Annotated in this window: 5 protein-coding genes and 1 pseudogene; 3 read left to right on the top strand and 3 right to left on the bottom strand. The window is 73.0% G+C overall.

What is annotated here, in order from left to right:
* Positions 1-111 precede the first annotated feature (111 nt).
* The 3 genes from AB0N76_RS09500 to glgX form a co-directional block, all read right to left on the bottom strand.
* Positions 112-1,965 (bottom strand): ABC transporter ATP-binding protein, encoded by a 1,854-nt coding sequence (locus tag AB0N76_RS09500; RefSeq protein WP_363554927.1) that lies wholly within the window; start codon positions 1,963-1,965, stop codon positions 112-114.
* On the bottom strand, positions 1,962-3,830 hold the full coding sequence (locus tag AB0N76_RS09505; RefSeq protein ID WP_363554929.1) for an ABC transporter ATP-binding protein: 1,869 nt from the start codon (positions 3,828-3,830) through the stop codon (positions 1,962-1,964). The genes AB0N76_RS09500 and AB0N76_RS09505 overlap by 4 nt, the downstream gene beginning before the upstream one ends.
* Before the next feature lie 135 nt (positions 3,831-3,965).
* On the bottom strand, positions 3,966-6,215 hold the full coding sequence (gene glgX, locus AB0N76_RS09510; protein ID WP_363554931.1) for a glycogen debranching protein GlgX: 2,250 nt from the start codon (positions 6,213-6,215) through the stop codon (positions 3,966-3,968).
* A gap of 509 nt (positions 6,216-6,724) precedes the next feature.
* Between glgX and AB0N76_RS09515 the strand changes: the two genes are divergently transcribed.
* From AB0N76_RS09515 to AB0N76_RS09525, 3 genes and pseudogenes are all read left to right on the top strand, one after another.
* Positions 6,725-8,122: an Ig-like domain-containing protein gene (locus tag AB0N76_RS09515; protein WP_363554933.1), complete on the top strand. Its 1,398-nt coding sequence runs from the start codon at positions 6,725-6,727 to the stop codon at positions 8,120-8,122.
* Between the two features lie 177 nt (positions 8,123-8,299).
* A complete protein-coding gene (locus tag AB0N76_RS09520) occupies positions 8,300-9,598 on the top strand; it encodes an Ig-like domain-containing protein (protein WP_363554935.1) in 1,299 nt (432 codons plus the stop codon).
* A gap of 241 nt (positions 9,599-9,839) precedes the next feature.
* Positions 9,840-10,058, top strand: a pseudogene (locus AB0N76_RS09525) (hypothetical protein); the annotation flags it as partial.

Consider the following 10,058-nt stretch of genomic DNA (forward strand, 5'->3'; position numbering starts at 1 on the left):
GCTCCCCTCGTCTTCGGCAAGGCTCGGGAACGACCCTAGGCCCTTTCGGTAATGGATGAAAGGACCCAGGGTCTCTTACTCCGAACGGGGGAGTGAGGGCGTCGGGGGGCGTCAGACCAGGCTGTCCCGCCAGGCCTGGTGCAGTTCGGCGAAGTGGCCGGCGCCGTCGATCAGCTCGCGCGGGGTGCCGTCCTCGACGATCCGGCCCTGGTCCATCACCAGCACCCGGTCCGCGATCTCCACGGTGGAGAGGCGGTGGGCGATGATCACGGCCGTCCGGCCGGCCAGCACCGTGCGCATCGCCCGCTGCACCGCCTGCTCGCCGGGCACGTCCAGCGAGCTGGTGGCCTCGTCCAGGATCAGCACCGCCGGGTCGGCGAGCAGGGCGCGGGCGAAGGCGACCAGCTGGCGCTGGCCGGCCGAGATCCGCCCGCCGCGCTTGCGCACGTCGGTGTCGTAGCCGTCCGGCAGCTCGGCGATGAAGGCGTGCGCCCCGATCGCCCGGGCCGCCTCCTCGACCTCGGCCCGGGTGGCGCCGGGGCGGCCGATCGCGATGTTCTCGGCGACGGTGCCGGAGAAGAGGAAGGACTCCTGGGTCACCATCACCACCCCGCGCCGCAGCTCGGGGCCGGCCAGGTCGCGCAGGTCGACCCCGTCGAGGGTGATCCGGCCGTCGGTCGGGTCGTAGAACCGGGCCAGCAGCTTGGCCACCGTCGACTTGCCCGCCCCGGTCGCGCCGACCACGGCGACGGTCTGCCCGGCCGGCAGCGTCAGGTCGAACGGCGGCAGCACCTCCTTGCCGGTGCGGTAGGCGAACCGGGTCTTCTCGAAGTCGACCCGGCGGCCCTTGGAGGAGGTCTCGGGCAGCTGCTTCGGCTCGGCCGGGTCCGCGACGGTCGGCTCGTGGGCGAGCAGGCCGGCGATCTTCTCCAGCGCGGCGGCGGCCGACTGGTAGCTGTTCAGGAACATCGCCAGCTGGTCGATCGGGTCGAACAGCCGGCGCAGGTAGAGCACGAAGGCGGTCAGCACGCCCAGCGCGACTGACCCGTCGGTGACCAGGTAGGCGCCGAGCAGCACCACGCCGGTGGTCCACACGTTGGCCGTGGTCCGGGAGAGGCCGACGTAGCGGGCGATCTCCAGCAGGCCGTCCGCAGTGGCGGTGGCCGACTGCCGGTTCACCACGCCGAACGCGGCGTTGTTGGCCCGCTCGCGGCGGAACGCCTTGACCGGGCGGATGCCGTTCATGGTCTCGGTGAAGCGGACGATCAGCGAGGCCGCCGAGGTGCGCGAGCGCCGGTAGACGCGGCGCGAGCGGCGCCGGAACGACCGGGCGATCAGCCACAGCGGCAGGAAGGAGGCCAGCGAGGCCAGACCCAGCCGCCAGTCCAGCACCAGCAGGATCACCGAGATGGAACAGACCGACAGGAAGACCGTGAGCAGCTCCTGGAGGCCCTCGGAGAGCAGCTCGCGCAGCGCGTCCACGTCGCTGGTGGCGCGCGAGATGATCCGGCCCGAGGTGTACCGCTCGTGGAAGTCCAGGCTGAGCCGCTGGGCGTGCCGGAAGATCCGGCCGCGCAGCTCCAGCAGGATGTCCTGGTTGACCCGGGCGCTGATCTTGATGAACGACCACTGGAGCAGCGTGCCGAGCAGCGCGCAGCCGAGGTAGGCGGCGATCACCGCGATCAGCGGGCCGGAGTCGTCGTCGCGCAGGGCCGGGATGCCGCGGTCCATCGCGAAGGCGACCAGCAGCGGTCCGGCCTGGAGCGCGGCCTGCTGGAGCAGGATCACCGCCATCGCGACGGCGATCCGGCCCTTGTGCGGGCCGAGCAGCGAGCGCAGCAGGGCGCGGGGCGCGCCGGGTGGGACGGGGATGTCCTCCTCGTCGGCCGGCGGGGCCGGTATCTCCTCCTCGGCCGGTTCGGCCGGTGCCGCCTTCGCGGCGGCGGGCTCGACGGTGGTGGTCATCGGGTGGTGCTCCCCTCGGGGACGAGGGCGGCCTCGCCCGACATCAGTTCGCGGTAGCGCGCCGAGCTGTGCAGCAGCTCCTGGTGGGTGCCGACCGCCTCGATCCGGCCGTCGGCGAGCACCGCGACCCGGTCGGCGAGCAGCACCGTGCTCGGACGGTGGGCGACCACCAGGGCGGTGGTGGAGCCGAGGACCTGGCGCAGGGCGCGCTCGACCAGCGCCTCGGTGTGCACGTCCAGGGCGGAGAGCGGGTCGTCGAGCACCAGGAAGGCCGGGTCGCCGACCACGGCGCGGGCCAGCGCGAGCCGCTGGCGCTGGCCGCCGGAGAGGCTCAGGCCCTGCTCGCCGACCTCGGTGGCGACGCCCTCGGGCAGCTTCTCGACGAAGCCGGCCTGGGCGGTGGCGAGCGCGGCGTGCAGCCGGTCGTCGTCCGCGCCGGGGGCGCCCATCAGGACGTTCTCCCGGACGGTGGCGGAGAACAGGGTGGGTTCCTCGAAGGCGACCGCGACCAGCTCGCGCAGCCGGGTGCGGTCGAACTCGCGGATGTCCCGGCCGTCCAGGGTGATGGTGCCGGCGGTGGTCTCGTAGAGGCGGGGGAGCAGGGCGGTGAGCGTGGTCTTGCCGCTGCCGGTGGCGCCGACCAGGGCCATCGTCTCGCCGCTGCGGATGTGCAGGTCGACGCCGCGGAGCAGGTCGGGGGTGTCGGCGGGGGCGTCGGGGTAGCGGAAGCGGACGCCGCTGAGCCGGATGCCGTCGGGGGCGGCCTCGGCCTCGGGTGCGCTCGCGCTCGTGGGCGTGCTCGTGCTCGTGGCCTCGGTCTCGCCTTCGGGCTCGTCCAGGACCTCGAAGAAGCGGTCGGTGGCGGTGGCGGCCTCGTTGGCGTAGGCGAGCAGCCAGCCGAGCGACTCCACCGGCCAGCGCAGCGCGAGCGCGGTGGAGAGGAAGGCGACCAGGGTGCCGGCGCTCATCTCGTCGTGCGCGACCAGGTAGGCGCCGACCGCGAGGGCGCAGCCGAGGGCGACCTCGGGGAGGCCGACGATGACGGCCCAGAGGTTGGCGAGCAGGCCCGCCTTCTTCAGCTCGGTGCGGCGCAGGTCCCGGGAGTGATCGCGGAATCGTTCCGCCATCGAGCGGTGGCGGCCGAAGGCCTTGAGGATCCGGATGCCGAGCACGGACTCCTCGACGACGGTGGCCAGGTCGCCGTTCTGGTCCTGGGCGAGCCGGGCGGCGCCCGAGTAGCCGGCCTCGAAGCGCCGGGTGAGCAGGAACAGCGGGACGGTCGGCCCGAGCACGAGCAGCGCGAGCCGCCAGTCCTGGGTGAACATCAGCGCCGTACCGGCCAGGAAGGTGACCGTGTTGACGATGAGGAAGACCAGCGGGAAGGCCAGGAACAGCCGCATGGTGTACATGTCGGCGGTGGCGCGGGAGAGCAGCTGGCCGGAGCCCCAGCGGTCGTGGAAGGAGATCGGCAGCCGCTGCAGCTTGGCGAAGAGGTCACCGCGCATCGCCGTCTCGACCCCGGCGAGCGGCCTGGCCAGCACCACCCGGCGGGTGTAGAAGAGGGCCGCCTCGGCGAGGCCGAGCAGGAGCAGCAGCCCGGCCGGCAGCCAGAGGCCGCCGAGGTCGTGCTCGGCGATCGGGCCGTCGACGATCCGGCCGAGCACGATCGGGACGAGCAGCACGCTGAGCGCGGCGACCAGGGCGGCGGACACCGAGACGATCAGGCGGCTGCGGATCGGGCGGACGTACGGCCACAGGCGCAGCAGCGAGCGCACCGTCGACCGGTGGGCGGGCGCGGTGCCGGGCTCGGGGCCGGTGGCGGTGTCGGGGGCGGTGGCGGTCGCGGGGGCTTGGTTCTCGGCCATCGCCGTGAGGGTAGGCCGAGGGGGCGTCATTTCTCATCCGGTTTTTCGGACCTGTCGTCGATTACCGGCCACCCGCGCACCGGCCGTCCGTGTACGCGCCCGATCGGCTGCCCGATCGGGCGCCGGACCGGTCGGTCAGGTCGGTGAGCGGAGCAGCCGGAGCGAGCGGCCGCCCAGCAGGACCGCGTCCTGCGGGAGGTGCGGGCCCTCGTCCGCGGCGGTCTCGTCCGTCGCGGTGCCGTCCGTCGCGGTGTCGACGAGGGTCTCGTACCGGGCGCCGTCCGGTGCCCAGGGTTCGCCGGGCAGGGTGAAGGCGAGCGGCTCCGGGCCGGCGTTCAGCAGCAGCAGGAAGCTGTCGTCGAGCAGTCGGCGGCCGTACCGGTCCCGGCCGGACATCGCGGTGCCCGACAGCAGCATGCCCAGCGCGGCGGTCGGGGTGAACCAGTCGGCCTCGGTCATCTCCTTGCCGAGCGGGGTGAACCAGGTCAGGTCGGAGCGCCCGCCCGGGGCGGCGGCCCGGCCGGAGAAGAACGCCCGCTGGCGCAGCACCGGGTGGGCGCGGCGGAGCCGGACGAGCCGGCCGGCGAACGCGTACAGCCCGCGCCAGGCCGGGTCGTCGAGCAGCGACCAGTCCAGCCAGCTCACCTCGTTGTCCTGGCAGTAGGCGTTGTTGTTGCCGCCCTGGGTGCGGCCGAACTCGTCCCCGGCGGTGATCATCGGGACGCCGGCCGAGAGCAGCAGGGTGGCGGTGAGGTTGCGCAGCTGGCGTCGGCGCAGGGCGGCGACGGCGGGTGCGGTGGGGTCGGCCGGGTCGGTGGGCTCGCCCTCGGTGCCGTGGTTCCAGGACCGGTTGTCGTCGGTGCCGTCCCGGTTGGCCTCGCCGTTGGCCTCGTTGTGCTTGCGGTCGTACGAGACCAGGTCGCGCAGGGTGAAACCGTCGTGCGCGGTCACGTAGTTGACCGAGGCGTACGGGCGGCGTCCGCCGGGCTGGTAGAGGTCGGAGGAGCCGGAGAGCCGGTAGCCGAGCTCCCGGACGTCGGGGCGGGCGCCGCGCCAGAAGTCCCGGACGGTGTCGCGGTAGCGGTCGTTCCACTCGGCCCAGAGCGGCGGGAAACCGCCCACCCGGTAGCCGCCCGGGCCGACGTCCCACGGCTCGGCGATCAGCTTGACCCGGCTGAGCACCGGGTCCTGGGCGACGGCGGCGAGGAAGGGGTGGTCCATGTCGACGCCGTCGCCGCCGCGGGCCAGGGCGGCGGCGAGGTCGAAGCGGAAGCCGTCCACGCCCATCTCGGTGACCCAGTACCGCAGCGAGTCGGTGATCAGCCGGATCACCTGCGGGCGGCGGGTGTCCAGGGTGTTGCCGCAGCCGGTGTAGTCGGCGTAGCCGCGCGGGCGGTTGGGCGGCAGCCGGTAGTAGCCGGCGTTGTCGATGCCGCGCAGGGCGAGCGAGGGGCCGAGCTCGGCGCCCTCGGCGGTGTGGTTGTAGACGACGTCGAGGATCACCTCGATCCCGGCGGCGTGCAGCGCGCGCACCATCCGCTTGAACTCGCCGACCTGGCCGCCGCGGGAGCCGGAGGCGGAGTAGCCGGCGTGCGGGGCGAAGTAGCCGACGGTGTTGTAGCCCCAGTAGTTGACCAGTCCGCGCTGCTGCAGGTGGTCCTCGCTGGCGTGCTGGTGGACCGGGAGGAGTTCGACGGCGGTGACGCCGAGCCCGGTGAGGTGGGCGACGGCGGCGGGGTGGGCCAGGCCGGCGTAGGTGCCGCGCAGTTCGGGCGGGACGTCGGGGTGGCGGCGGGTGAAGCCGCGCACGTGCAGTTCGTAGAGGACGGTCTCGGCCCAGGGGGTCTTCGGGCGGTGGTCGTCGGACCAGTCGTCGTCGTCCCGGACGACGACGGATCTGGGCACGTACGGGGCGGAGTCGCGGTTGTCCCGGACGGTGTCGGCGACGTCGGCCTCGGGCCAGTTGCGGACGGCGGCGCAGGCCGCGTCGTGGGAGGTGTAACAGCCGTCGATGGCGCGGGCGTAGGGGTCGAGGAGGAGCTTCGCCGGGTTCCAGCGGGCGCCGGTCCACGGGTCCCAGCGGCCGTGCACCCGGAAGCCGTAGCGGGTGCCGGCGCGCACGCCGGGGACGAAGCCGTGCCAGGTGTGGGCGTCCTGTTCGGTGAGGCGCAGGCGGGTCTCCCGGCCGTCCTCGTCGAAGAGGCAGAGGTCGACGGCCTCGGCGCCGCCCGCCCAGAGCGCGAAGTTGGTGCCGCGGCGGCCGTCCGGACCGGTGTGGCAGCGGGCCCCGAGCGGCTGCCGGCTGCCCGGCCACGGCACCTCGCCGGGGAGCGCCTCGCCGTGGGGCGCGCGCACGGCGGCTTCCGGCTCCTGCCCTGACGCCATGACGGTGCCCTCCCTGACGGGGTGTCCCGGACCCCGTGCGGTCTCTCATTCCCTGATCGCGCCACACGGAAGCAGCTGAACGCCGCCTTACCGACAGATGGCCTCCCGCCCCCCGCGCACAGGAAGTCGGCCCACCCGACTTCCCACTCCGCTCGCGCCTGCCTCTGCACCTCCCCGCACCCCCTCGCCGTCGGCCCCGCCCGCGCACCCCGCGCGGGCGGGGCCGACGGAACAAATATGTAGACCGGTCTACAGATGGGCCCCTCCCGCACAGGAAGTCGGCCGGTCCGACTTCCTACTCCCCTGACAGGAAGGAATATGACGACCGGTCTACATAAAACTTCTGCCCGCCTCGTGCCCGCCGCACAGGAAGTCGGCTGGGCCGACTTTCTGTGCGGGGTGGGGTGGGGGATCGGCCGGTGGGGTGGGGGGATCGGCGTGTCGGCGTGTCCGGGCGGGATTGTCCTCGTTGTGCGGGGTATCGGACGGAAACGGCGGGAGGCCCCGGTATGCGGCCCCAGGGACGGATGTGGGCACGGCGGCTGGCGGCATTGGGCTGCTGCCTGGCGGTGCTGACCGGATGCTCCGGCGGTGGTGGCGCGCCGAAGGCCCCGAGCGAGGACGCCGCCTTGGCCGCCCCCGCCGCCGTGCCGCCTGTCTCCCGGGCGGCGATCACCGCGGTGCCCGCCGACGACACCCAGAACCTGCCGCCCGAGGGCCCCGTCCGGGTGTCCGTCGCCCAGGGCCGGCTGGTCTCCGTCCGGCTGGCCGACACCCGGGGCACCGAGGTGCCCGGTTCGGTCTCCGCGGACGGCACCGGCTGGGCCCCGGACGGTCCGCTGCCGCTGGCCACCGCGTTCACCCTGGACGCGGTGGCCGAGGACGACCAGGGCCAGAAGGCCGTCCAGCACACCGACTTCTCGACGATGGCCCGCGCGCACACCTTCGTCGCCTTCTTCACCCCCGAGGACGGCTCCACCGTCGGCGTCGGCATGCCGGTGTCGCTGCGCTTCAGCCGTCCGATCACCGACCGGGCGGCGGTGGAGCGGGCGGTCGCGGTGACCACCGACCCGCCGGTGGAGGTGGCCGCGCACTGGTTCGGCCCGAAGCGGCTGGACTTCCGCCCCAAGGCGTACTGGGCGCCGGGCACCAAGGTCTCGGTGGCGCTGCGGCTGAAGGACGTGCAGGGCGCGCCGGGCGAGTTCGGCACCCAGACCAAGGACGTCCGGTTCACCATCGGCCGGGCCCAGGTCTCCACCGTCGACCTGGACGCGCACACCCTCACCGTCCGGGCCGGCCAGGGCGGCAAGGTGGTGCGCACGCTGAAGGTGTCCGGCGGGGACGCCAAGCACTCGACCTACCTGGGCGTCCTGGTGGTGTCCGAGAAGTACCGGGTGACCAGGATGAACTCGCAGACCGTCGGGATGGGCGACGAGTACGACATCAAGGACGTGCCGCACGCGATGCGGCTCACCGGCTCGGGCACCTTCGTGCACGGCAACTACTGGGCCAGCCCGTCGGTGTTCGGCACCGCCAACACCAGCCACGGCTGCATCGGCCTGGCGGACACCAAGGGCGGGGCGAGCGGGGAGACCCCGGCGGGCTGGCTGTTCGAGCACAGCATCCCGGGGGACGTGCTGGAGGTGAAGGCCTCGACCGGGGACGTGGTGCCGCCGGACAACGGCCTGAACGGCTGGAACCTGCCCTGGGCGCAATGGGTGGCCGGGAGCGCCCTCCCATCGTCCGCGAGCCCGTCCGCCGCCTCGGGCGCCACCCCGGGGGTCACCCCGGCCCCGAGCCCGTCCCCGGCCCCGGCCCAGGCCCCGGCCGGGGCCCCGAGCCCGGCCCCCGTCCCGGCTCCGGCCCCGGCTCCCGCCCCGACTCAGCCCCCGGCGGCCACCCCCTGACGATCTTGTGCGGATGATCTTCACCGTCGTTCACCGGCATCCTCCCCAAGATTCACCCGATCGGCCCAGTTATCCTCGTTCCCGCGCCGAAGCCCGGCGCGGAAGATCACCGGTCCGGTGCAACCCGTCCGGGCGAACAGCGCGTCCATCAGGGTGGACACCGGGAGGGGAGAGACCGTGAAGCCGGTTAGGGCGGCCGACGCCGCGATACGTACCACCACCAGCCGCCGTCTGCGTCACAGTGCGGTGGCGCTGGCGATGGGCGGCGTGCTGTTGCTCACCGCTGCGTGCAGCAGCAGCGGCAAGAGCGACGACAAGGCCGACGGGGGCAACGGCGGCACGGCCGCCACGGTCGGCGCCAACGGCGCCGGCGACGGGGGCAGCGGCGGGGGGTCGCCGGCCCCCGGCCAGAGCTCGGCGGCTCCGAAGACCTCGGCGGCGGTGCTGACCGTCGAGCCCAAGGACGGCTCGCAGGACGTCGCGCCGACCAACGCGCTGCAGGTCTCCGTGGCCAACGGCAAGCTCACCACGGTCGAGGTGACCGACAAGGAGGGCAAGCCGGTCGCCGGCGCCATCACCGCGGACGGCCTCGGCTGGAAGCCGAGCGCCCCGCTGGCCGTGGGCATGGCGTACAAGGTGAACGCCCAGGCCACCGACGCCGACGGCCTGGTGGCCGCGTCCACCACCTCGTTCACCACGCTGACGCCGGAGAAGAAGGTCTCCACCAACGACAACATCGCCGACAACGCCACCTACGGCGTCGGCATGATCGTCTCGGTGGTCTTCAACAAGGACATCAAGAACAAGGAAGCCGTCACGAAGGGCATCACCTTCGAGAGCAGCAACGGCACCGTCGTGAAGGGCCACTGGTTCGGCTCGAAGCGGCTGGACTTCCGTCCGGAGAAGTACTGGCCGGCGGGCACCAAGGTGACCATCAAGTACCGGCTGAAGAACGTCGAGGTCTCGCCGGGCGTCTACGGCGACATCGACAAGGACGAGCCGTTCACCATCGGCCGCTCCCAGGTGTCCGTCGCCGACTCGGCCACCAAGCAGATGACGGTGACCCGGGACGGCGCGAGCCACACCGTGCCGGTGACCCTCGGGGACGAGAAGAACCCGTCCTGGAACGGCACCATGGTGATCTCCAGCAAGGAGAAGGTCACCCGGATGAACTCGCAGACCGTCGGCCTCGGCGGCGAGTACGACATCCCGGACGTGCCGCACGCCATGCGGCTGACCACCTCCGGCACCTTCGTGCACGGCAACTACTGGGCCAACCCGTTCGGCAAGGTCAACGCCAGCCACGGCTGCATCTCGATGCAGGACGAGAAGGGCGGCAGCGACGCCTCGGTGGCGGGCAAGTTCTTCAACGACTCGATGATCGGCGACGTCGTCACCGTGAAGAACTCCAAGGAGAAGACCGTCGCCCCGGACAACGGCCTCAGCGGCTGGAACATCGGCTGGGCGAACTGGTAGGCCGACCGGCTCGACCGACGGACCGACCGGTAGTGCCTACCCGTCGGTAGGCGGTCCCAGTCCCGGTTCGGTAACGACCGGCCCGATCCTCACTCGTTGGGGTCGGGCCGGTCGTGTTTCATGCGCTAATTGCCCCTCGAACGGCGCAACCTTTCCGGTGATCGCGGCGTGTATCTGTCGGATCCCCCGACACCCGGCAGCAGACCGGGGGCGAGCGCGGGGTCAAGGGAGGGAGTCGACGGTGAAGTCGATACGCAAGATGGTGGCCGCCGGTCTGGTCGGCGGCGCGCTGGTGCTGACCAGCGCCTGCGGTGGCGGCGACGGGGGCGGGAACGGGAGCGCGGCCAAGGCCGAGCTGGGCGCCGGCGGGGCCGCGGGTGACCACCTCGGAGGGGTGCGGGCCCTGGGCGAGGACGGTGGCCAGCGCGGCGGCGGCGTTGACCTTGCCGATGCCGGTGAG

The organism is Kitasatospora sp. NPDC093806, assembly GCF_040683335.1.
Taxonomy (GTDB): Bacteria; Actinomycetota; Actinomycetes; order Streptomycetales; family Streptomycetaceae; genus Kitasatospora.

What these genes read in the sequence shown, in the direction of transcription:
- AB0N76_RS09500 (WP_363554927.1), bottom strand. Translation starts at nt 1,965, where the DNA reads ATGACCACCACCGTCGAGCCCGCCGCCGCGAAGGCGGCACCGGCCGAA.
- AB0N76_RS09505 (WP_363554929.1), bottom strand. Translation starts at nt 3,830, where the DNA reads ATGGCCGAGAACCAAGCCCCCGCGACCGCCACCGCCCCCGACACCGCC.
- glgX (WP_363554931.1), bottom strand. Translation starts at nt 6,215, where the DNA reads ATGGCGTCAGGGCAGGAGCCGGAAGCCGCCGTGCGCGCGCCCCACGGC.
- AB0N76_RS09515 (WP_363554933.1), top strand. Translation starts at nt 6,725, where the DNA reads ATGCGGCCCCAGGGACGGATGTGGGCACGGCGGCTGGCGGCATTGGGC.